The sequence below is a fragment of the Streptomyces blastmyceticus genome, assembly GCF_039521185.1.
Lineage (GTDB): Bacteria > Actinomycetota > Actinomycetes > Streptomycetales > Streptomycetaceae > Streptomyces > Streptomyces blastmyceticus.
Genome location: NZ_BAAABW010000001.1, coordinates 357,675 through 378,846, shown reverse-complemented (window position 1 = coordinate 378,846; position 21,172 = coordinate 357,675). Strand labels below are relative to the sequence as shown.

The 21,172-nt window shown below is 70.3% G+C and carries 25 protein-coding genes; 18 read left to right on the top strand and 7 right to left on the bottom strand.

Annotated features, from left to right (window positions below):
* Positions 1 to 33 precede the first annotated feature (33 nt).
* The 5 genes from ABD269_RS01700 (at position 34) to ABD269_RS01680 (ending at position 3,990) form a co-directional block, all read left to right on the top strand.
* Positions 34 to 231, top strand: coding sequence for a DUF3311 domain-containing protein (locus tag ABD269_RS01700; RefSeq protein ID WP_344115276.1), 198 nt, complete (start codon positions 34 to 36; stop codon positions 229 to 231).
* Entirely contained in the window at positions 228 to 1,745 is a 1,518-nt protein-coding gene (locus ABD269_RS01695; protein ID WP_344115274.1) for a sodium:solute symporter family protein, read from the top strand. Before ABD269_RS01700 ends, ABD269_RS01695 begins: the two co-directional genes overlap by 4 nt.
* A 113-nt stretch (positions 1,746 to 1,858) precedes the next feature.
* The gene (locus ABD269_RS01690; RefSeq protein WP_301887228.1) at positions 1,859 to 2,161 is read left to right on the top strand and encodes a DUF6412 domain-containing protein; all 303 of its coding nucleotides are present in this window, start codon (positions 1,859 to 1,861) and stop codon (positions 2,159 to 2,161) included.
* A gap of 92 nt (positions 2,162 to 2,253) precedes the next feature.
* Positions 2,254 to 2,937: a YidC/Oxa1 family membrane protein insertase gene (locus ABD269_RS01685; RefSeq protein WP_344115270.1), complete on the top strand. Its 684-nt coding sequence runs from the start codon at positions 2,254 to 2,256 to the stop codon at positions 2,935 to 2,937.
* A 195-nt stretch (positions 2,938 to 3,132) separates the two neighbouring features.
* The gene (locus tag ABD269_RS01680) at positions 3,133 to 3,990 is read left to right on the top strand and encodes a fumarylacetoacetate hydrolase family protein (protein ID WP_344115268.1); all 858 of its coding nucleotides are present in this window, start codon (positions 3,133 to 3,135) and stop codon (positions 3,988 to 3,990) included.
* Between the two features lie 52 nt (positions 3,991 to 4,042).
* Here the strand turns inward: ABD269_RS01680 and ABD269_RS01675 are convergent, their stop codons facing one another.
* A complete protein-coding gene (locus ABD269_RS01675; RefSeq protein ID WP_344115266.1) occupies positions 4,043 to 4,984 on the bottom strand; it encodes a PLL family lectin in 942 nt (313 codons plus the stop codon).
* A gap of 422 nt (positions 4,985 to 5,406) precedes the next feature.
* Between ABD269_RS01675 and ABD269_RS01670 the strand changes: the two genes are divergently transcribed.
* On the top strand, positions 5,407 to 5,610 hold the full coding sequence (locus tag ABD269_RS01670) for a hypothetical protein (RefSeq protein ID WP_344115264.1): 204 nt from the start codon (positions 5,407 to 5,409) through the stop codon (positions 5,608 to 5,610).
* 13 nt (positions 5,611 to 5,623) lie between these two features.
* On the opposite strand, the gene ABD269_RS01665 is transcribed toward ABD269_RS01670, so the two are convergent.
* From ABD269_RS01665 to ABD269_RS01650, 4 genes are all read right to left on the bottom strand, one after another.
* Positions 5,624 to 6,406, bottom strand: a complete 783-nt coding sequence (locus ABD269_RS01665) for an HNH endonuclease family protein (protein ID WP_344115262.1) — start codon at positions 6,404 to 6,406, stop codon at positions 5,624 to 5,626.
* 12 nt (positions 6,407 to 6,418) lie between these two features.
* Complete coding sequence (locus tag ABD269_RS01660; RefSeq protein WP_344115260.1) at positions 6,419 to 7,516, bottom strand: GDSL-type esterase/lipase family protein; 1,098 nt, start codon at positions 7,514 to 7,516, stop codon at positions 6,419 to 6,421.
* Positions 7,517 to 7,980: 464 nt separating this feature from the next.
* On the bottom strand, positions 7,981 to 8,220 hold the full coding sequence (locus ABD269_RS01655) for a DUF397 domain-containing protein (RefSeq protein ID WP_344115258.1): 240 nt from the start codon (positions 8,218 to 8,220) through the stop codon (positions 7,981 to 7,983).
* A gap of 10 nt (positions 8,221 to 8,230) precedes the next feature.
* The gene (locus tag ABD269_RS01650; RefSeq protein ID WP_344115256.1) at positions 8,231 to 9,094 is read right to left on the bottom strand and encodes a helix-turn-helix domain-containing protein; all 864 of its coding nucleotides are present in this window, start codon (positions 9,092 to 9,094) and stop codon (positions 8,231 to 8,233) included.
* A gap of 193 nt (positions 9,095 to 9,287) precedes the next feature.
* Here ABD269_RS01650 and ABD269_RS01645 point away from each other — a divergent pair, with 193 nt between their 5' ends.
* Genes ABD269_RS01645 through ABD269_RS01640 form a run of 3 tightly spaced genes read left to right on the top strand, consistent with a single transcriptional unit; the run spans position 9,288 to position 10,309 of the window.
* Positions 9,288 to 9,617: a hypothetical protein gene (locus tag ABD269_RS01645; protein WP_344115254.1), complete on the top strand. Its 330-nt coding sequence runs from the start codon at positions 9,288 to 9,290 to the stop codon at positions 9,615 to 9,617.
* Positions 9,503 to 9,850: a DUF6255 family natural product biosynthesis protein gene (locus ABD269_RS35285; RefSeq protein WP_425572803.1), complete on the top strand. Its 348-nt coding sequence runs from the start codon at positions 9,503 to 9,505 to the stop codon at positions 9,848 to 9,850. The genes ABD269_RS01645 and ABD269_RS35285 overlap by 115 nt, the downstream gene beginning before the upstream one ends.
* Before the next feature lie 36 nt (positions 9,851 to 9,886).
* The gene (locus ABD269_RS01640) at positions 9,887 to 10,309 is read left to right on the top strand and encodes a VOC family protein (RefSeq protein ID WP_344115252.1); all 423 of its coding nucleotides are present in this window, start codon (positions 9,887 to 9,889) and stop codon (positions 10,307 to 10,309) included.
* A 324-nt stretch (positions 10,310 to 10,633) separates the two neighbouring features.
* Here the strand turns inward: ABD269_RS01640 and ABD269_RS01635 are convergent, their stop codons facing one another.
* On the bottom strand, positions 10,634 to 11,104 hold the full coding sequence (locus tag ABD269_RS01635) for a heme-degrading domain-containing protein (protein WP_344115250.1): 471 nt from the start codon (positions 11,102 to 11,104) through the stop codon (positions 10,634 to 10,636).
* Entirely contained in the window at positions 11,101 to 12,210 is a 1,110-nt protein-coding gene (locus tag ABD269_RS01630) for a Gfo/Idh/MocA family protein (protein WP_344115248.1), read from the bottom strand. Before ABD269_RS01630 ends, ABD269_RS01635 begins: the two co-directional genes overlap by 4 nt.
* 65 nt (positions 12,211 to 12,275) lie before the next feature.
* On the opposite strand from ABD269_RS01630, the gene ABD269_RS01625 reads away from it, so the two are divergent.
* From ABD269_RS01625 to ABD269_RS01585, 9 genes are all read left to right on the top strand, one after another.
* Positions 12,276 to 13,349, top strand: a complete 1,074-nt coding sequence (locus ABD269_RS01625; RefSeq protein ID WP_344115417.1) for an ROK family transcriptional regulator — start codon at positions 12,276 to 12,278, stop codon at positions 13,347 to 13,349.
* A gap of 285 nt (positions 13,350 to 13,634) precedes the next feature.
* Entirely contained in the window at positions 13,635 to 14,417 is a 783-nt protein-coding gene (locus ABD269_RS01620; RefSeq protein WP_344115246.1) for a hypothetical protein, read from the top strand.
* Between the two features lie 17 nt (positions 14,418 to 14,434).
* The gene (locus ABD269_RS01615) at positions 14,435 to 15,229 is read left to right on the top strand and encodes a GntR family transcriptional regulator (RefSeq protein ID WP_301887242.1); all 795 of its coding nucleotides are present in this window, start codon (positions 14,435 to 14,437) and stop codon (positions 15,227 to 15,229) included.
* A gap of 132 nt (positions 15,230 to 15,361) precedes the next feature.
* Positions 15,362 to 16,483 carry a TIGR03364 family FAD-dependent oxidoreductase gene (locus tag ABD269_RS01610; protein WP_301887243.1) on the top strand — a complete coding sequence of 374 codons (1,122 nt, stop codon included), beginning with the start codon at positions 15,362 to 15,364 and terminating at the stop codon, positions 16,481 to 16,483.
* 5 nt (positions 16,484 to 16,488) lie between these two features.
* Complete coding sequence (locus ABD269_RS01605; protein WP_344115243.1) at positions 16,489 to 17,178, top strand: phosphonatase-like hydrolase; 690 nt, start codon at positions 16,489 to 16,491, stop codon at positions 17,176 to 17,178.
* Positions 17,175 to 18,242 (top strand): ABC transporter ATP-binding protein, encoded by a 1,068-nt coding sequence (locus ABD269_RS01600; RefSeq protein ID WP_344115241.1) that lies wholly within the window; start codon positions 17,175 to 17,177, stop codon positions 18,240 to 18,242. The genes ABD269_RS01605 and ABD269_RS01600 overlap by 4 nt, the downstream gene beginning before the upstream one ends.
* A complete protein-coding gene (locus ABD269_RS01595) occupies positions 18,235 to 19,206 on the top strand; it encodes a 2-aminoethylphosphonate ABC transporter permease subunit (RefSeq protein WP_344115239.1) in 972 nt (323 codons plus the stop codon). The genes ABD269_RS01600 and ABD269_RS01595 overlap by 8 nt, the downstream gene beginning before the upstream one ends.
* Positions 19,193 to 19,990: an ABC transporter permease gene (locus ABD269_RS01590; RefSeq protein WP_344115237.1), complete on the top strand. Its 798-nt coding sequence runs from the start codon at positions 19,193 to 19,195 to the stop codon at positions 19,988 to 19,990. Before ABD269_RS01595 ends, ABD269_RS01590 begins: the two co-directional genes overlap by 14 nt.
* Positions 19,991 to 20,038: 48 nt before the next feature.
* A complete protein-coding gene (locus ABD269_RS01585; protein ID WP_344115235.1) occupies positions 20,039 to 21,091 on the top strand; it encodes a 2-aminoethylphosphonate ABC transporter substrate-binding protein in 1,053 nt (350 codons plus the stop codon).
* Positions 21,092 to 21,172 lie beyond the last annotated feature (81 nt).

Sequence of the window (21,172 nt, the reverse complement as noted above, 5' to 3'; positions counted from 1 at the left end):
CCGTGAACAACGGGCGCGGCTAGGGTCAACTCCGTGCTGAAACATCCCACCTTGCTGTGGTTGCTCATCCCATACGCCCTCTTCCTAGGGGCTCTCCCCCTCGTGGACCGGGTCCACCCGACAATCCTCGGCCTCCCCTTCCTCTTCGCCTGGCTCCTGCTGGCAACGCTCCTCACCCCCGCCGCCGTCTACCTCGCCTGGCGCGGCGACCGCAAGCGAGGCCGCGTATGAACGCCACCGTCGCCACCTCCGTATTCGCCGGCTTCATGGTGCTCACCGTCGCCCTCGGCCTGCTGGCCGTGCGCGGCAGGGGAGCGGGCGGGGGGCTCGCCGAGTGGTCGGTGGGCGGCCGCAGCCTCGGCACGGTCTTCATCTGGGTGCTGATGGCCGGTGAGGGCTATACGAGCTTCAGTTACCTCGGCGCGGCGGGCTGGGGCTACAACTACGGCGCCCCGGTGCTCTACGTCATCGCGTACATGTCCTGCGGCTACGCCATCGGCTACGTGGTCGGCCCGACCCTCTGGTCGTACGCCCGCGAGCACGGTCTCGTCACCATCACCGACATGGTCGCCCACCGCTACAACAGGTCCTGGCTGGGCACCCTGGTGGCGATCCTGGCGACGGTCTGCCTGCTGCCGTACATCCAGTTGCAGATCACCGGCATGGGCGTGGTCGTCTCGACCATCTCCTACGGCGCGATCAGCCTGAACTGGGCCTACTTCATCGCCTTCGCCGTCACGACCGGCTTTGTCGTGGTGAGCGGGCTGCGCGGCAGCGCCTGGGTCTCGGTCCTCAAGGACGTACTGGTCATCGGCACGCTGGGGTTCCTCGCGATCTACGTGCCGCTGCACTACTTCGACGGCTACGGGCCGTTCCTCGACCAGGTCGTGGCGGAGAAGCCGGAGTGGCTGACGTTCACGGGGCACGGCGGCAGCGGGCTCGGCGGCGGCTGGTTCGTGACGACGAGCTTCCTCAACTCCCTCACCGTCGTCATCTTCCCGACGACCGTGGCCGGCTATCTGGGCGCGCGGAACGCCGACGCGCTGCGCCGCAACGCGATGCTGCTGCCGTTCTACAACGTGCTGCTGTTCGTGCCGATGCTCCTCGGCATGGCGGCGGTCTTCGTGGTGCCGGGGCTCACCGGAGCGGGCTCCAACCTCGCGCTCTTCAAGCTCGTCGTGGACTCGTTGCCCGCGTGGGCGGTCGGGCTGATCGGGGTGGCGGCGGCGCTGTCGTCGATCGTGCCGATGGCGGTGTTCATGCTGGTCATCGGCACGATGTGGGGCAAGAGCGTGCTCGGGGTCATGCCCCGGCTGGCCGGGCGCCCCGACCGGCAGAAGACGGGTGCCCAGGTGGTCGTCGTGGTCGCGGGCGCGCTGGCCCTGCTGCTGACGTACACCGCGCCCAACACGCTGGTGAGGCTGTCGCTCATCTCGTACGAGGGCATGGCCCAGCTCGTCCCCATGATCCTGTTGGGGCTGGTGTGGCGGAAGCTGACGCTGTGGGGGGCCATGAGCGGCCTGGTGGCGGGCGGGGCGCTGGTGTGTGCCCTGGTCTTCACCGAACACGACCCCGTCTGGGGCGTGAACGCGGGAGCGCTCGCCCTCGCCGTGAACGTGCTGGTGGCGCTGGCCGTCTCCTGGTGGGGACCGCGCCCGCGCCCCGAGGACGCCGCACGGCCCGACAGCGAGGTGCTGGCGAAGGATCCCGGGCCGGGTGAGGCCGTTGTCAGTGGCACGGTCTAGCATCGGAACGAGCGAATGACTGAACGAGTGTCGGGCTGAGGCCCGACCAGGATTCGACCCGATATTCGACCCGGGACTCGATCCGGTTTCGACGGGGAAGGGGGGCCATGCTGATGAAAGCCGTATTCCGTACGCATGTGAGCGTGCTCCTCTTCCTGCTGTCCGAACTGCTGCTCGCGCAGAGTGGCTTGCTGAGCGTGGTCGCGCTCGCCGCGACCACGGCCGTCGCGGCGTCCCTGCTGCTGTGCGCCGTGGCCGCCACGGCCGGTGCCGGCGGCCCGCTCACCCCGACGCGAATACGCACGGCGATACGGGACCGGGAGCTGCGCACGGCGTTCCTCGCCCAGCGCGATCCCGACGGGCGGGGCCGACGACGGCCTCGCGCGCCCGGCCACGCCCTCCCGACGGCCGCGTAGGCGCTCACTCCCGCTTTCCTGTTGAGCCCGCGCGGCTCGTCACGCCCGAATGCATCCGATTCCGGCACGACGAGACCCGTGGAGGGCTCACCATGTCCACTTTCGCCTCCCTCCCCCTTTCCTGGCTGACCGGGCTGATCGACCCGCTGTTCGGCGCCTCGGCGACGGCCGTCGCGATCGTCCTGTTCACCCTGGGCGTGCGGCTCGCGCTGCACCCGCTGGCCCGATCGGCGGCGCGCGGCCAGCGGGCCAAGGCCGAACTCGCCCCGCGCATGGCCGAGCTGCGGCGCAAGCACAAGAGCGACCCCGAGCGGCTGATGAGGGCGATGCGCGAGGCACACGCGAAGGCGGGGGTGTCGCCGATGGCCGGGCTCCTGCCGTCACTGGCGCAGCTGCCGGTGCTCTTCGTGATGTACCACCTCTTCAGCGGCGGCGCGTCGGACCTGCTGGACCACACGCTGCTCGGCGCGAGGCTGGGCGGCCACTGGACGGACGCGCCGTTCGGCGCGCAGGGGTTGGTGTACGCGGGCCTGTTCGTGGTGGTCGCGGCGGTGGCCACGTGGACGTACGTCCGCTCGCGCCGGATGCCCATGCCGGCGTCGGCCGAGGTCCCGGGCCTGACGAAGTTCCTGCCCCTGCTCTCCTTCGGGACGCTGATCACGGTGGCCGTGGTCCCGCTGGCGGCCGGGCTCTACCTGGCGACGAGCACCGCGTGGACGGCGGCGGAACGCGCCTACCTGGCCCGAGGCCTGCCCGCGAGTCCGCCCGCCGCTTGAGAGCCGCGGGCTGGGGGCTCCCCCTCCAGTCGAGGGAAGAGCGAGGAGGGGAAAAACCCAGCCGCCAACAGGCCGAAACCTCCCTTGCGGAGCCCCCCTCCGTTCGCACACGATCAAACCGATCCCTCGATGGCCGTCCCCATCGGCCGACCCCGGACGGGCAACCGCCGACCACGACCTCGGGAGAGCTCACCCATGAAGCTGCTGCGCACCGGCCCGCCAGGAGCGGAACGCCCCACCCTGCTCGACGACGAGGGCACGCTCCGCGACCTCACCACCGTCGTCGACGAGATCGACGGAAGGCTGCTCGCGGACCACTCCGCCCTGGAGCGCGTACGGGCGGCGGTGGGCGCCCGGATCCTCCCGGCCGTCGACCCGCGGGGCCTGCGGGTCGGCCCACCGGTCGCCCGCATCGGCAAGATCGTGTGCGTGGGGCTCAACTACCACGGCCACGCCGCCGAGCTCGGCGTCCCGGCCCCCGAAGAGCCGGTCCTCTTCCTCAAGGCGCCGGACACGGTCGTCGGCCCGGAGGACCCGGTGCTGGTGCCGCGCGGCAGCGAGAAGACGGACTGGGAGATCGAGCTGGCCGTCGTCATCGGCCGCACGTCCCGCCACCTGGAGACGGACGCGGAGGCGCTGGCCGCGATAGCCGGCTACGCGGTGGCGAACGACGTCTCCGAGCGGGAGTTCCAGCTGGAGCGCGGCGGCCAGTGGGACAAGGGCAAGAACTGCGAGACGTTCAACCCGCTGGGCCCCTGGCTGGTCACCGCCGACGAGATCCCCGACCCCCAGGCCCTGCGTCTGCGCCTGTGGGTCAACGGCGAGCTGAAGCAGGACGCGACGACGGCGGACCAGATCTTCCCGGTCGCCCAGGTCGTCCGCTACGTCAGCCGCTTCATGACGCTCTACCCGGGCGACGTCATCAACACGGGCACCCCGGCGGGCGTGGCGGACGGCCACCCCGACCCCAAGCCGTACCTCAGGGCGGGCGACGTGGTGGAACTGGAGATCGACCGCCTGGGCCGCCAGCGTCAGCAGCTGAAGGACGCGTAGGGGCGGCCGGGCGAGCCGGGATCGGCCGACCTCAGCCGATCCCGGCGCTACGTCAGGGTCGCAGGACGCCGTCGAAGCTCGCCCAGTCCGACCAAGGGCCGTTCACGGACGTCTGCCAGCGGTGGTAGATGTACCCGCCACGGTTGACTCCGAACAGTTCGATCCGGCCGTCCGCGTTGGTCTCGGCGGCGACCTGGGTCAGCGCACCGTCGAATTGCACCCAGCCCGACCAGGGGGAGCCGCTGAAGTTCTGCGAGCGGTGGAAGACGGCGTCACCGCTGTTGGTCCCGAAGATCTCCAGCCGCCCGTCCGCGTTCCGCGCCGCCGCGATCGTCGAGAGCGCCCCGTCGAACTGCACCCATCCGGTCCACGCCCCACCGGGGGTGGTCTGATACCGGTGGAAGATCGCGCCGCCGCTGTTGACGCCGAAGAGTTCCAGCCGCCCGTCCGCGTTGGTCTCCGCCGCGACCTGCGTCAGCCCGCCGTCGATCTGGTCCCAGCCCGACCACGGTCCGCCGATGGAGATCTGCGAACGGTGGAAGATGTTGCCTGCGCTGTTGGCCCCGAAGAGCTCCAGCCGCCCGTATACGTTGCGGGCCACGGCGATCGAGGTCAGCACTCCGTCGAGCTGTTCCCAGCTCGACCAGGCGCCCGCGGGGGAGGTCTGCCAGCGGTGGTAGATGTATCCGGCGCCGTTGACGCCGAAGAACTCCATCCGGCCGTCGGCGTTCGTCTCGGCGGCGACGGCACGCAGCGCGCCGTCGAACTGGGCCCAGTTCGACCAGGAACCGCCGATGCTGTTCTGCGACCGGTGGAAGATCGCGTCGCCGCTGTTGGTCCCGAAGAGCTCCAGTCGTCCGTCGGCGTTCCTGGCCGCGGCTATGGAGGAACCGAAGACGGCGTCCTTCGCCTTGACGTCATGGGACGAGGGGGCCGCGGCCGCCTCCGACCAGCCGACACCCGGCGAGGCCGCCAGTACCGTCGCGACCGCCACGGCCGCGACACCTGCTCTGAAGGAACGGATCAGCTGACCGATCCGTCTGTGTCTCTCACCCGATCTCTTACGCATGCGACTGCCCTTTCCTGTGCGGAAACGGAACCAACGAGGCCGGGGTGTTGGGTGGTCCAACACCCGGTTTCTGTACGTCGATCGGCACGCATCGAGCGCCCGAACCCTACAGCGGCGCCCCGGCTCCGGCACAGCGTCGGCGACGGGCTTGGCGGAAACACGCGTGAGTGCGGCCCTTGGGTGCGGCGATTCGGGGGAACGGGGCGTGTGCTCGGGGGAACGGGGGCGTGTGCTGCCCCGCCCGCACCCCCTGAGTGTGCATATTTTCGGATATGTTCAAGGTCTTGGGTGTGAAGGGACGGCACCGACGGCCACGCCGGTGGCGCGGGCGGCGTCCGCTGATCGTGATGACCGTGGTGAGTGGTGCGCTGCTGGTGTGCGCGTTCTCCGGCCTGAACCAGCCGCACGCGCGCGGCCACGCGCCCGCGCCCGAGCACAGCGGGCCCCCGCTGGGCGACACGGTGGTGCTGGGCGGGGGCCTGATGCTCGCCGGCTCGGGGCTCGGCTTGATGGTTCTCGTCCGGAACCGGCAGGGGGGTGGGCGGATATAGCGTCCGTCCGGGCTCAGCAGTGGCGCAGCTTCTCGTTCAGTTTGTCCTTCTCGTCCTGGGTGACGGAGAGGCCGTACTTACTCTTCACGGCGACCCATGCTTCGCTGTACGGGCATACCGCTGTGTCGGCCGGCAGCCAGACGTCGGGTCCCTTGTCGCCTTTCCGGCGGTTGGACCACTTGGAAACAGCGATCAGCTGTGGGGTGTTGGGCGAGATGTCGTTGGCGAACCTCTCCCGCTTGGCGACGTCCCAGGTACTGGCGCCCGAGTCCCAGGCGGCTTTGAGCGGCACGATGTGATCGATGTCGATGTCCCTGCGGTTATCGGACACCAAGTCGTCGTACTCGCTTGTCCAACGCCCTGTGATGACCTCGCACTTACCTCTCAGGGTCACCGGCACCGTGGACTGGGCCTGGAGGACGATCTCGCGGGTGGAGCAGCAGTCGGGACCTTGTTTGATCCAGCAGTTCTTACTGCCGTCGACACGGAAGTCTTCCCGGTGGTACTTGATTGCCGTTTTGTCCTTGACGGCCAGGCCGTACAGCATCATCCGCGCATCGCCCGCGTTCGGGATTCCGGTCGGCCACTTCGTGGGGGTCCAGCCACCGTGATCCCGGGCCCTGCTCTTGGACGGTGCCCCGTCGAGCGGAAAGATCCCGGAGGAGTCATCGCTCTCTGGGCCCTCACACGTGATGTCGTCGAGGGGCTCGGCGCGGGCCACCGTACCCGGCAGCCCCGCGATCAGGGCGACGGCACCGATGACACAAAGGGCTCTCAGGCGTCGGCGCACCAGCATGCGGACTCCTCGCTACAGGGTTGTCGTGACGTTCATGCCGTCCGCGCCGTCATGTCCGTCGTTGAGACATCGGAACCTGGTGCGGTCGCTTACCTGCAACTGCTCGCTGAGCCGGGTCAGGCATGTGCCCAGCGCCAACTGGCCGAAGTAGTTCGGGTGGATGGACTCCTGCTGGTCCCCCTGGGACGTCCAGGGCAGGCCCGAGAAATAGAGGTACGGGATCCAGCGAGCCCATTCCGCGTCCTGGGAACTCAGGCGATTCTTCGAAGAGTTGGCCGATGTTGCCTGCCGGGCGTCCTTGCTGCACAGTTCATGACCGGCGAACGCGTCGCGGACGTCCAGGAAGGTCGCACCCGCATCGGACGCGGCCCGCCTGAGCCGGCTCCCCATTCCTGCCACGACCGTGTCCCGGGCCCAGTCCGAGTCCGTGTCGTAGAAGGGGCAGCCGCCGGAGGTATACCTGACGTACTTCTCCGGATAGCGGTACTCCGACCCCGGTGGGATCGGGGCCGGATAGGACTGCACCACCAGGCGGTAGTCCGCCTCCTCGTACCCGAGATCCTCCAGCCCCTTGCGGACGTCCTTCAGCGCCTGGCCCACCTTGACCTCGACCGCGTCGAGCTCGTCGCCCATGCCGCCCCAGGCGTCCTTGCAGTAATCGACGAAGCCGACCAGATACCGCCGGGCACAGGACTCGACGATGTCCTTGAACTTCAGATCGTTTCCGCCGATCGACACGACGACCATCTTGACCCTGTATTCCCTGGCGAGGTCCTTGAGCTGGTCGATCTGCGGGCGCTCGTGCTTGTCGGCGTACTCATGGGTGAACTCGTACGTCGTCGCGCCGGAACAGGCGATGTTGAAACGGCGCTCCGCCGGAACGCCGGGGTAGTCCGTCGCAGTGATCGGAGCGCGGTACGAACGGTCGCACCGGTTGCCACCCCGAACGTACGAGGTCGAGCCGTAGATCTGCTCCGGGTAGTGATCGCAGCTGTCCTCACTCGCGCAACGGACCGCGGCGCGATCCGTCCCCCATGCGGTGCCGCCGGCTCCGGTGTCGGCATTCCCGGCCCACCGGCCGGCTTCGCCGGAGAGGTAGCTGTCACCCATCGAGACGATCGCCGACGGGTGCGTGCAGCCGTCGCGGGCGGAGGGGACGCATTTCTTGTGGGGGCCGCCGGATGGGTGAGCGGTTGCCTGTCCCGTGCCGATGATTATGGCGAGGGTCAGGCAAATGAGCAGGGGGTGTCGATGACTTGCCGTCACCTTGCCGACGCTATTGCGATGCGGGTGGCTTCGCATTGCGGGAGGGTCCGCTGGTGTTTGTTTGCGCCTGCGGCTTTGTTTGCGCCTGCGGCGGGGCGCGCTTTCCGCTGGGTGCGGTTGTTTTTCCGGGTGCGGCTTGTTCGCGCCTGCGGCGGGTGGCCTCAATCGCCGGCCGGGCTGGGTTGTGGGTGGCCGGGGGCGTGGCCTCCGGGGCAGGGGTCCTGGACCGTATATTTACGGCGCGTTGCCCTCTGATGTGTTGATTGCCCGGGATTTGCGCCACAAATATACGGCAGCGTCCAGGACCCCTACCCCTGCGGCCCCACCCCCTCCCGCCGGTGGGTATCGCACAGCGTGTCGTGGGTGACGGCCCGGGTGAAAGATCGGTACGCGGATGCGGTGATGCGCAGCATCGGGCCGGTGGGGTTCTTGGAATCGCGTATGGATATGAGCCCGTCGGCCATCCATATCTCGACGCAGTCGTCGCCTTCGTCAGGGCTGTAGGAGGACTTGTACCAGCCGTAGCGGGGGAAATCGTGGCGTATCACAAGATGTACCTCACTCGCGTTCAAATTCGTGCGCAATGGATGAGATCAGCTCGGCGGACTCCGGGACAGACAGTGCTGAAGCTCGTAGCTCTTCGAATGCCTTCCGGTACTTCGCCACTGCCTCAGCTTCATCCAGAAACAGGTCACCTCCCAGGTAGGACACCTGGACAACATCGAAGTCCAGAGGTGCAGGGTAGGAGTACAGGATGAAGGACCCTCCTGTGTTCGTGAACCTCCTCTGCGCGTAGGGGATGACCTGGATCGCCAACTCAGGTGTCTGGCTCAGGGCGGCCAGGTGTCGGAGCTGATCAGCCATGACCTGAGGTCCGCCGATCTGTTGGCGGACGACGCCTTCTGTCAAGACAGTTGCGTACTGCGGAGGGTTGCCTCGGAGGAAGATGCTTTGCCTGCTCATCCGAATGTCGACGGAGAGGTTGAGCTGTTCCTCGGACAACGGCTGTGCGTTACCGGTAAGAACGGCAGTTGCGTACGCCTGGGTCTGCAGCAGCCCCGGAACAACCCGTGACTGGAACGTAGCGATGCTCGCCGCATCGGATTCAAGCGTCAGCGTTTCTTTGAAGTGGTTCGGGAGTGTCTCGCTGTGCCGGTGCCACCAATTTCGCTTGTTCCCCTCTGCCGATAGGGCAATGAGCCATTGCCGTTGCTTCTCGTCCTTGGCTTTGTAGAGGTTGAGCAGCACCTCCAGCTCAAGTCGGGTGGTGCGGTACAGCCCCGTCTCCTGTCGGCTGATCTTCGTCTTGTCGCCGTGGATCGCCTTCGCCGCCTCTTCGGTCGAGACGCTGGCTGCTTCTCGAAGTGCTCTCAATTCGGAGCCCAGCCTCCGGCGGCGGGCGGTCCGGCGGGCATTCCCCATGGCTTCCTCCCCTGTTGGCAGTGCGCTGCTCAGTGTGGTCCAGAACCTGAACCGCAGACGCGGGAGTCACCCACAAGGATGAAGTAGCTCATTCTGGGCCCAAGTTGGTTGCGCCAGCCCAACTGGCGGTTCATCGTAGATGTGTGGCTACAGCGAGTAGCCACACATCGGCACTGGGGGAAGGCGCGGAGCGATGACGTACAGGAACGGCGTGTTCGTGATGGACACCCGCGAAGAGCGGATCGGACAAGTGATCGACAGCATCGGCACGCGCGTGCAGCTGCGCGAACCCGGGGGCGGGCAGGAGTGGGAAGTACCCTTCTCCGCCCTGCGGTTGGCGACGCGCGACGAGAGGGAAGTCATCGGCCTCTGGCCCCAGATGATCAGGCCGATGACCGGGTGCGCGGAATGTCCGGAACTCGCGGCCGCGTTGCGGGAGGCGCAAGCCGGAGACGACAAGCTGAAGAAGAGTCGAGCCTTGGTCGCACAGCGAGGGCACTGGCGACTGGAGCACGGACTATGACTGGCATCGCAACGCGCACATGCACCCACAGCAACGGCTGGACGCACACCGGAGGCGAAGCGACGTGCGCGAGCTGTGGGGTGAGGCGGTTCACCGACTACCGCGCGGTGCGGCCGCCGGGGCTCGCCCAAGTGGTCACGGCTCCTCGCAAAGCCACCGCAGTCACAGACCGGGCGGCAGCTGAGTGGGTGATGATGCGCACCCGTCGCAGAGGGTGGGGGCCGGGCGGGTGACACCATGCGGCGGAGACGCAACAGGAAGGCGCCGACATGGAACAGCCCAAGGCCGGGATGCCCCACCACCTCGAACTCTGGGTACCCGACCTCGACCGCGCGGCAAAGAGCTTCGGATGGCTGCTGGACACCCTGGGATACGAGCCGCACCAGACCTGGGAGCGCGCCCGCAGCTGGCGGCTCGGGTCCTTCTACCTCGTCGTCGAGCAGTCCCCGGCGCTCACCGCACCGACGCACGAACGCTGCCGCCCGGGCATGAACCACCTGGCCTTCCACGTCGAGAGCCGCGATGCGGTGGAGACCATCGTCGAAGAGGCGGAGGAACACGGCTGGCACCTGATGTTCGCCGACCGCCACCCGCACGCAGGAGGCGAAGCGCACTACGCGGCGTATCTGGAGAACGAAGACGGCTTCGAGGTCGAACTCGTAGCCCCGGCAACGGAATTCGAGGACTACTGAGCCCCCACTGCGGTCACTTGCCCACCGGCGGGAGGGGGTGGGGCCGCAGGGGTAGGGGTCCTGGACGCTGCCGTATATTTGTGGCGCAAATCCCGGGCACTCAATACCCAAGAGGGCAACGCGCCGTAAATATACGGTCCAGGACCCCTGCCCCGGAGGCCACGCCCCCGGCCACCCACAACCCAGCCCGGTGGGGGCACCTCCCAGCGGTAGCTGGGGGAGCTTGAGGCCGCGCCCGCAGGGCGCCCCGCCTCAGGCGCAAACAAAGCCGCACCCGGCAAAACAACCGCACCCAGCCGAAAGCGCACCCCCAGCGGAAAGCGTTTAGCGCGCCGCCGCTTCCAGAAAGCGTTCCAGGGCCTCGACCACGAGCGCGTGGTCGTCCGCCTGGGGGAGGCCCGAGACCGCGACGGCGCCCACGACGCCCGTGCCCCGCAGGCGCAGGGGGAAGGCGCCGCCGTGTGCGGCGTAGAGGTCGGGGTCGAGGCGGGAGTGGGATTCGAAGGTGCGGCCCTTCGCGCGGAAGCGGGCGCCGACCAGGAGGGAGGACTCCGCGTAGTGCTCGACCACGCGGCATTTGCGGTCGATCCACGCGTCGTTGTCGGGCGATGTGCCGGGCAGTGCGCAGTGGAAGAGCCGCTGCCGGCCGCGCCGGATGCCGACGGTGACAGCGGCGCCGCGGGCTCGGGCGAGGGAGACGAGGAGGGAGCCGAGTTCCCAGGCGTCGTCGTTGCCGAACCGGTCGAGGACCAGCCGCCGTTCGTCGGCTTCGAGCAGGGTGACCTCGTCGTTCACGCCGCGGCCTCCTCGATGTGTACGGTACGGCCCTGGTCCGCGGAGACCCGTGCCGCTTCCAGCACCCGCAGGGTGGCGGCCGCCTCGCGGGCGGTCACGGGGGGCTTGCCGCCGGTGCGGAGGGCCTGGGCCACGGCTGCGTAGTAGGCGGGGTAGTCGCCGGGGAGGGTGGGGACGGGCTCGCCGCCGCCCGTACGGGGGGACTCGCCCGCGCCGATCCGGCCCCACGCGGACTCCGGCTCGACGCCCCAGGCCGTACGGTCGTCCGCCGGGCGCAGGCCCTCGCGCAGGGCCGCTTCCTGGGGGTCCAGGCCGTACTTCACATAGCCGGCGGCGCTGCCCAGCACCCGGAAGCGCGGCCCGAGTTGGGCGGTGACGGCACTCACCCACAGGTGGGAGCGGACGCCATTGGTGTGGGTGACCGCGATGAACGTGTCGTCGTCGGCCTCGGCGCCGGGCCGGCGCACGTCGACCTCGGCGTACACCGTGGCGGCGGGCCCGAAGAGGGCGAGGGCCTGGTCCACGACGTGGCTGCCCAGGTCGTAGAGCAGCCCGCCGATCTCGGCAGGGTCGCCCGACTCCCGCCAGCCACCCTTGGGCCGGGGCCGCCACCGCTCGAAGCGGGACTCGAAGCGCAGGACGTCGCCGAGCGCGCCGTCGCGGACGAGCTGCCGGACAGTGCGGAAGTCGTTGTCCCAGCGGCGGTTCTGGAAGGCGCTGAGCAGCAGCCCGCGCTCCTCGGCGAGGTCGGCCAGGGCCTCGGCCTCGGCGGCGGTCGCCGCGAGCGGCTTGTCCACGACGACCGGGAGGCCCGCTTCGAGGGCGGTGCGGGCGAAGTCGACGTGCGTGCGGTTGGGGGAGGCGATGACGATCAGGTCGAGCTCGTCCGCGCGGGCGAACAGGGCGTCCGTGTCCGCGACCGTACGCACGCCGGGGTGCTCGGTGACGGCCTGGCGCTGCCGCTCGGGGTTGGCGGTCACGACCGTGTCGAGGGCGAGACCGTCGGTCGCGGCGATCAGCGGGGCGTGGAAGACGGAGCCCGCGAGGCCGTAGCCGATGAGTCCGACGCGGTACGGGGCGCGGTGGGGGTCAGGGGTGCCATCCATGCTCTCCACTTTGGCAACGGTGTTGCGAAAGTGCAAGCGGTGGCGACAATGGTCCTGTGAGCAGCGTGAACAGTCCCCGCCCCGACGCTCGTCCCGCCGCGCCCGCGCCCCTCGGGCCGGTGGGCGCGAACCTCGCCGCGCTGCGTGATCACAACGCCGCCGTCGTCCTCGGCCTGCTGCGCGACGCGGGACCGGACGGCGCCAGCCGGGCCGAACTGGCCGCGCGCACGGGCCTCACCCCGCAGGCCGTCAGCAAGATCGGCGCACGGCTGCGGGCGGCCGGACTCGCCACGGACGCCGGACGGCGCGCGTCCACGGGCGGCAAGCCGCCGACGCTGCTGCGCCTGGTCCCGGACGCGGCCCACGCCGTCGGCCTGCACCTGGACCGCGACGCCATGACGGCGACCCTCGTCGACCTGTCGGGCGCGGAGGTCGCGACGCGTACGGCGCCGCTGGCCTTCGGCGCGGGCGCGGAGGCGGTGCTGGACGAGGTGGCGGCGCTGCTCGACGGATTCCTTCCCGCCACGGTCCTGGGTGTCGGGGTCGCCGCGCCCGGGCCGCTCGATCACCGTGACGGCGTGCTGCGGAAGGTGACCGGGTTCCCGCAGTGGGACGGCTACCCGCTGCGGGACGCGCTCGCCGCGCGGCTGGGAGTGCCGGTGATCATCGACAAGGACACCAACGCGGCGGCCCTGGGACTGCTGCCGCGCGGCGGCGCGTCGTCCTTCGCCTACCTCCACCTGGGGACGGGGCTGGGGGCGGGGCTGGTGCTTGGAGGTGCGGTGCGCCGGGGGGAGCGGACGGGGGCGGGGGAGTTCGGTCACCAGGTGCTTCAGCTGGACGGGCCGGTGTGTGCGTGCGGCAGCCGTGGCTGCATCGAGGTGCTGTGTCTCGGGGCGGTCGCCGACGGCGACATCGGTCGGGCGGCTCGCCTGCTTGGGGTTGGGGCCGCGAATCTGGTGCGGCTGCTGGATATCGATCTCGTGTTGCTCGGGGGGCGGACGGTGCTGGCGGATCCGGCGCCGTTCGAAGCGGGGGTGGCTGCTGTCGTCGGAGGCGCGGCGCGGGTGGAGGTGGCGGGGGCGCGTTCCGTGGTGGAGGGGGCGGCGGAGCTGGTGCTTGCGCGCGTGTTCGGCTGACCGGGAGTTCTTTTCCCCAGCCCCGCCCCTTCCCGAACTGGGGCTCGCGCCCCAGCCCCCCAGCGGCGGGAGCGCCCTGCGGGCGCGTCCTCAAACGCCGGACGGGCTTGAACGCGCGGGTTCGTCGCGTCTGCGGCGAGGTACCCATGCGGATCAAAAGAAAATACGCATATCGAGCGGAAACGCACCCCCACTCAGCCCACCCGCCGCCGTGCCTGAGCGCCGTGCTCAAGGCCGCGCTGCCACCGTGGCTCGCGTTCCCGGACCCTTCGGAAAGGTTTCGCGATGTACCTGCCCCGTGCGCTCGTCGTCGGCGCCGTCGCGCTGGCGGTCGTTTCGTCGGCGGCACCCACGTACCCCCGGCCGCCGCTCGACCGGGCGCCCGTCCAGTCGCGCTGTGGGCGTCCGGGGAGTGCCGCGTTTCCCATCGTCGCGCGGCTGAGCGGTGGGCCGGGTACGTACGCGCGCGGGGGCGACCAGCAGGTCTGGGAGCTGGAGCTGCGCAACGGCACCGGGGCCGACTGCCGGGACGTGCACCCCGTGGCGGTGTTCGCCGACCGGGCGCGCGCGCTGCGGCCGGCCGACATCCGGTTCGACTTCTACGACACCGCCGCCTCCCGCTGGCGGCCGGTGCGGTTCGAGCGGACCGACGAGGCCGAGAACGTCGGTGTCTTCGACGGCACTTCACCGGATTTCCCCGGCTTCGCCGTGCCCGCGCACGCGGCCGTGCCCGTACGCGTACGCCTCGGCTTCACCGGCCGGGCGCCCCAGGGGCAGGTCACCTTCAATGTGACCGCGGTGCAGCGGCGCGGCGGCGACGGCGACTGGGTCGGGGAGTCCGACGACTACACCTTCGGTGTCGAGGGGACCGCCGCGAGCACCGCACCGGCCGCAAGTCGCGGGGACGACGAGGCGCCCGGTGAGGGGGAGTCCGCCGAGGCCGACCACCGGTCCGTGCTCGCCGACACCGGCTCCCAGCGCCCGCTCTTCGCGATGGGCGCGGCCGCCTTCGCCCTGCTCCTCGCCGGCGGGTCCATGATCTTCGGGGCTCGTCGCGCACGGCGCTGAAGTGCGAGGATCACGCCGTGGACTTCACGGACTACCCCGGCGGCACGGGGGAGCAGACCCCCGGCGCCGCGCCCGGCGCGCCCATCCGCGCGGGCATCCCCGAGCACGGCCGGATCCCCAAGTACTACGCGGTCAAGACGCGGGTGGCCGCCCTGCTCGACGAGTTGGGCGAGGGCGGGCTGCTGCCGACCGAACGCGATCTCGCGGTGCGCTTCGAGGTGTCGCGCGAGACCGTACGGCAGGCCCTGCGTGAACTGCTGCTGGAGGGGCGGCTGCGGCGCGCGGGGCGCGGCACGGTCGTCGCGGGGCCCAAGCTCGAACAGCCCCTCGCCCTCGCCAGCTACACCGAGGGCGTGCGCAGGCAGGGCCGCCGGCCGGGCCGCGCCCTCACCGGGCTGGACCGCTTCCCCTGCCCGCCCGCGCTCGCGCCCGACCTCGGCGTCCAACCGGGCGCGCCCGTATGGCACATGGAGCGCGTGCTGCTCGCCGACGACGAGCGGGTCGGCCTGGAGAGCACCTATGTGGCGGTGGAGCGCGTGCCGCGACTGGACACCGACTTCGAGCCGGACTCCTCCTTCTACGGCTATCTCCACGACCGCCTCGGCATCTCCTTCGGCGACGCGGACGAGCGGCTGGAGACCGTGCTCGCCACGCCGCGCGAGGCACTCCTCATCGGCACGCCGCCCGCGCTGCCGATGCTGCTGATCCACCGGCTGTCCCGGGACACGGAGGGGCGCCCGATGGAGCGCGTCCGCTCGCTCTACCGGGGCGACCGCTTCTCCTTCACCACGCATTTGGGCACGAAGCGATAGAAGTCGATCAACCGGGCCTCCCGCTCAATGTAACGTAATGATAACGGGTCTAGGCCAAGTTTGACAGCGCGTTCACCCTCACGTCGCCGTCCGGACCGCTTCGGGTCACCCGGCCCGACGACCGTTCCCGGCATGCGAGTCATAGTCGTCGGAGCCGGCGTGCTGGGAACCCTGCACGCCTGGCACGCAGTCCAACGCGGCCACGAGGTCGTCCACATCGAGCGCGAGGCCGAGGCCCGGGGTGCCTCCGTCCGCAACTTCGGGCTGGTCTGGGTCAGCGGCCGGGCCGGTGGTGAGGAGCTGGACACCGCCCTGCGCGCACGGGAACTCTGGGAGGAGATCGCCGAGGGCGTCCCCGGCCTCGGCTTCCGGGCCAACGGTTCGCTGACGGTCGTCACCAACGAGGCGGAGCTGGCCGTCGCCCGCGCCGCCGTCGCCCGCCCCGATGCCGCCGCCCGCGGCTTCGCCCTCCTCGGGCCCGAGGAGACGCGCGCGCTCAACCCCGCCCTGCGCGGCGAACTCCTCGGCGCCCTGTGGTGCCCGCGCGACGCCGCCGTCGAACCGCGCACCGCCCAGCGCGCACTCAAGGACGCGCTCCTCGCCTCCGGCCGCTACACCTTCCTCGGTGGGCGCGAGGTGCGCGAGACCATCGGCGAGCACGCCGTCCGCGACGACCACGGCATCACCCACACCGGTGACGCCGTCGTGCTCTGCACCGGCGCCTGGCTGGGCGGCCTGGTCCGCGAGCTCGTGCCCGACCTGCCCGTACGGCGCGTACGCCTCCAGATGATGCAGACCGAGCCGCTCGGCGAGGCGCTCCCCACCTCCGTCGCGGACGCCGACAGCTTCCGCTACTACCCGGCCTACGGCGGCCCCGCGCTCGACGCGCTGGCCGCTGCGCAGAGCCAGCCGCCCGTCGCCGCCGAGCACCGGATGCAACTGCTCATGGTCCAGCGGGCCGACGGCGGGCTGACCATCGGCGACACCCACGAATACGCGGCGCCGTTCGCCTTCGACGTCGACGAGGACCCGTACGAACACCTGACGACCGTCACCGAATCGCTCCTCGGCCGCCCCCTGCCGAAGATCCGGCGCCGCTGGGCCGGGGTGTACGCGCAGTGCGTCGACACCACGCGCGTCGTGCACCGGCAGCAGGTACGGAGTGGCATCTGGCTGGTGACCGGACCCGGCGGGCGCGGCATGACCTGCGCACCCGCCATCGCCGAGACGACCGCGAACGAACTGGGCTGGTGACCGCGATGAACGAAAAGATCGGGCTGGTCGTCCTCGACATGGCCGGGACGACCGTCGCCGACGACGGCCTCGTAGAGCAGGCCTTCGCGGCCGCGGCGGCCGAGCTCGGCGTACAGCCGGGTTCGGCGCGGCATGCCGAGCAACTCGCGTACGTACGCGCCACCATGGGCGAGTCGAAGATCTCCGTCTTCCGCCACCTCTTCGGTGACGAACAGCGGGCCCAGCGCGCCAACGCCGCCTTCGAGGAGGCGTACGGGCGGCTCGTCGACGCGGGCCACTGCGCGCCCGTGCCCGGCGCCCGCGCCGCGATCGAACGCCTGCGGGCCGAGGGCCGCACCGTCGTCCTGACCACGGGCTTCGCACGCGTCACCCAGGACGCGATCCTCACCGCCCTCGGCTGGAGCGACCTGGCCGACCTCACCCTCTGCCCCGCCGACGCCGGCCGCGGCCGCCCCTACCCGGACATGGTCCTCGCCGCCCTGCTGCGCACCGGCGCCGTGGACGCCGTCCAGCGGATCGCGGTCGCGGGCGACACCTCCTACGACATGCTCTCCGGGCGGCGGGCCGGCGCGTCCGTCGTGGCGGGCGTGCTCACCGGGGCGCACGACGCGCAGGCGCTGCGCGCCGCGGGGGCCACGGCCGTCCTGCCGTCGGTGGCCGAACTGCCCGACCTGATAGCGGAGTACGAGTCATGACGACCGTCACGACGGGCGGAGGGATCCGCTTCGACAAGGTGTCCGTCGCCTACGGCGACACCGTCGTGCTCGACTCGCTCGACCTCACCGTCGAACCCGGCGAGGTCATGGCGCTCCTCGGCCCCTCGGGCTCGGGGAAGACCACCGCGCTGCGAGCCGTCGCCGGGTTCGTCCAGCCGGCCTCCGGGCGGGTGCTGATCGGCGGGCGGGACGTCACCGGGCTGCCGCCGTACCGGCGGGGCATCGGCATGGTCGTCCAGCAGTACGCGCTCTTCCCGCACCTCCGGGTCGACGCCAACGTCGCGTTCGGGCTCAAGGCTCAGAAGGCGCCCCGCGACGGCATTGCCGAGCGGGTCGCCGAGGCGCTGGAGATGACCGGGATGAGCGCGTACGCCAAGCGCTACCCGCGCGAACTCTCCGGCGGACAGCAGCAGCGCGTCGCCATCGCGCGCGCCCTCGCCATCCGGCCGGGAGTGCTCCTCCTCGACGAACCGCTCTCCGCGCTCGATGCGCAGCTGCGCAGCGGCATGCTCGCCGAGCTGGGCCGGCTGCACCGGGACCTGCCGGACGTCTCCATGCTCTACGTCACCCACGACCAGTCCGAGGCCCTCACCCTCGCCGACCGCATCGCGGTCATGGACCGTGCCCGCCTCCAGGACTGCGGCACGCCACGGGAGTTGTACCGCTCGCCGGGCAGCGCGTTCACGGCCTCGTTCGTCGGCAGCGCGAATTTGTTGCGCGGGGTGTGGTGCGGGGCTGGTGTGGTGGATGTGGAGGGGGTACGGCTTCGCGTCCGCGGGGGTGAGGGCGCGGGAGAGGTGACGGTGTGCGTACGGCCGCATTTGGTGGGGCTCGGGGAATCCGATGAGCCGGGGGTCAATGTGGTGAAAGGCGTAGTCACCGGGCTGCAGTGGCGGGGGGCGTCGCATCGGGTGACGGTTGCGATGTCGGATGCGGTCGAAATGACGGCGGAAGTGGGGGAGTTGCGGGAGCCGCCGGGGCTGGGGGAGCGGGTGGCTGTGCACTTCGCGGCGGAGGACGCGGTGGCGGTGGCCGATGCGTAGGGTTCGGGCCGGTGGATTTTCCCCTACCCGCCCCTTCCCGAAACCGGGGCTCGCGCCCCGGGCCCCCGGCCGCGAGTCCGTTGCGCCTGCGGCGGAGCGCCCTGCGGGCGCGTCCTCAAACGCCGGACGGGCTGGTTACGCGCTGACCAGGTCACTCTGGGCCGTACCACCGGTCGCCGCGCTCGCGCTCTTCTTTCTCTATCCCCTCGCGCTCGTCGTCAAGCAATCCGACGGCTACGCCGAAATCTTCCGGCAGACCGCGTTCCGTGAAGCCCTCTGGAACACGGTCGCCATCGCCGTCGGGGCCACCGTCGGGGCCCTCGTGCTGGGGTTCGTACTCGCGCTGGTCATCGCCTTCGTGCCGTTTCCCGGCGCCAAGGCGCTGAGCCGGTTCATCGACATCTTCCTCGCGTTCCCGTCCTTCCTCATCACGCTCGCCCTGCTCTTCGTCTACGGCTCGCGCGGCATGGCCAACGGGCTGTGGACCGATGTCACGGGATCCGCCGACGGGCCGTTCGACTTCCTGCACACGCCCTGGGGCGTACTGCTCGCGGAGATCACCTATTTCACGCCGCTCGTCATGCGGCCCCTGCTCGCCGCCTTCTCGCAGGTGGAGACGGCGCAGCTGGAGGCCGCGGCCTCGCTGGGGGCGCGGGCGCCGCGGATCGTGCGGCAGGTGATCCTGCCCGAGGCGCTGCCGGCGCTCGCCGCGGGCGGCAGCCTCGTCCTCGTCATGTGCCTGAACGAGTTCGGGATCGTGCTGTTCACGGGGGCGAAGGGCGTCACGACCCTGCCGATGCTGGTCTACAGCAAGGCGATCCTGGACGGCGACTACGCGGGGGCGTGCGTCGTCGCCGTGGTCAACGTGGTCCTGTCCGTCGCGCTGTACGGCCTCTACCGCCTGCTTGTCAGCGGGAAGTCCGGATCGTTCGGAAAGAGAGGTGCCCGCCGTGCTCGTGCATAGCCGCCGCGCCCGCTGGGTCGTACGGGCCGTCTTCTTCGCGCTCTTCCTGCCCGTCTTCGCGCTGCCGTTCCTGGTGATCCTCGCCGCGTCCTTCGCCACCAACTGGAGCGGTGCGCTCCCCTCGGGCGCCACGCTGACGCATTATCAGGACATCGCGCAGGGCGACTCGTTGAGCGCGCTGACCACCAGCCTGCTGACGGCCGTCGCGGCGAGCGCCTTCGCGCTCGCCATCGGCACGTGGGCCGCCCTCGCGGCGCAGCGCATGGACCGCCGCCTGCGGCGCGTCGTCGACGCCCTGTTCATGCTGCCGGTCGCCGTGCCGTCCGTCGTGGTCGGGCTGTCGCTGCTGGTCGCCTTCTCGGAGCCGCCGCTGCTGCTCAACGGCACCCGGGAGATCGTCGTCGTCGCGCACACCGTGCTGGTCACGGCCTTCGCCCACCAGTCCGTGTCCGCCGCGCTCGCCCGCCTCGACCCGGCGTACGAACAGAGCGCCGCGAGCCTCGGGGCGCGCCCCTCGTACGTCCTGTGGCACGTCAAGCTGCCCCTGCTCCTGCCGTCCCTGACCGCGGCTGCGGGGCTCTGCTTCGCCCTGTCCATGGGGGAGTTGAGCGCCACGATGATGCTCTACCCGCCGGACTGGCTGCCCCTGCCGGTCAAGATCTTCGGTACCACGGACCGCGGCGCCCTCTTCGCCGGTGCCGCGCTCGCCGTCGTCCTGATGGTGACGACGCTGGCCGTCCTGCTCGGCGTCTCCCGGATCCGCACCAAGGCGTCCTACCGCTGATCAGGCCGCCCTTCCTCCCCGCTTTTCACACAAGGAGTACGACACGTCATGGCACGCTTTCCCCGGTCGCTCACCGCCTCCGCGCTCGGCGCGGTGGTCCTCGCCGCCACCCTGACCGGCTGCGGCGGCACGTCCGGCGCCGGCGCCCAGGAGATCACCGTCTACAGCGCGGACGGACTCAAGGCCGAGGACGGTTCCGGCTTCTACGACACGGTCTTCAAGGAGTTCCGGGAAAAGACCGGCATCAAGGTGAAATACGTCGAGGGCGGCTCCGGTGAAATGGTGCAGCGCCTGGCCCGGGAGAAGTCCCGCACCAAGGCCGATGTGCTCGTCACGCTGCCGCCGTTCATCCAGCAGGCCGACGGCAAGGGCCTGCTCGCCGCCTACAGCCCCGCGGGCTCGGAAAAGGTCCCCGCCGGTGACAGGGCCGCCACCTGGACCTCCGTCGTCGACAACTACCTGTGCTTCATCCACAACACCCAGGAACTGAAGACCCCGCCGAAGACCTGGGACGACCTCCTGGACGCCCGTTTCAAGGGCAAGGTGCAATACTCCACGCCCGGTGTTGCCGGTGACGGCACGGCGGTTCTCGTGAAGGCCATTCACGACTTCGGCGGCAAGGACGCCGCCATGGCCTATCTCGGAAAGCTCCAGAAGAACAACGTCGGCCCCTCCTCCTCCACCGGACAGCTCGCCCCCAAGACGGACAAGGGTGAACTCCTCGTGGCCAACGGCGATGTCCAGATGAACTACGCGAACATGAAGTCCATGCCCCACCAGGGCATCTTCTTCCCGGCGGGCAGCAGCGGAAAGCCCACCACGCTCGCCCTCCCGTACGCCGCCGGACTGGTCGAGAACGCCCCGCACACCGCGCAGGCCAAGAAATTCCTGGACTTCCTCCTCTCCGAAGAGGTGCAGCGGCAGGCGTCCTCCGTGGCCGGTGGATTCCCCGCCCGCACGGACGTCAAGGCCACCGACAAGAACGCCACCGCCCTCGCGGAGATCATGAAGGGCGTCGAGATATTCCGCCCGGACTGGGTCGAAATAGACAAGAACCTGGCCTCCTACGTCGACGCGTGGAAGTCGGCGACCGGAAGCTGATTAGGCTGGAGGTGTCGGGGCGGCGCACGAGCTGGGCCGTCCCGGCGTTTCCCCAGCCCCGGCAAGGGGCGGCAGACGGCA